The organism is Pseudomonas sp. BJa5 (assembly GCF_030272875.2).
Lineage (GTDB): Bacteria > Pseudomonadota > Gammaproteobacteria > Pseudomonadales > Pseudomonadaceae > Aquipseudomonas.
Map to the genome: position 1 here is coordinate 1 of NZ_JALRNG020000126.1, position 286 is coordinate 286.

General features: G+C 65.7%; 1 pseudogene. It reads right to left on the reverse strand.

Annotation, left to right across the window (positions count from 1 at the left end):
* Positions 1 to 286: pseudogene (locus M2D63_RS25690) on the reverse strand (TonB-dependent receptor); the annotation flags it as partial.

A 286-nucleotide genomic window follows, 5' to 3' on the forward strand; every position in this document is an offset into this window, starting at 1 on the left:
TGCAGGAAGCCGCCGGCAAGATCGTGATCGGTGTAATCCATCACCACCGACGTCGAGCGATTGCGGGCGCCTTCGCCTTCGCTGCCGCCGGGCGTGGAGGTGGCCAACTGGCCGGTGGCGATGTTGCCCGGCACGGTGCGGTAGTCGTTGTTGCCCTGCAGCTCGTAGCCGTTGGCGCTGACCTGCAACCGACGCTGGTTGTCGAGATTCCAGCCGACCTTGGCGAACAGGTTGTGGCTGCACGCATCCATCAGGTCGCCCTGGACGTCGTTGACCGCGATCGCCC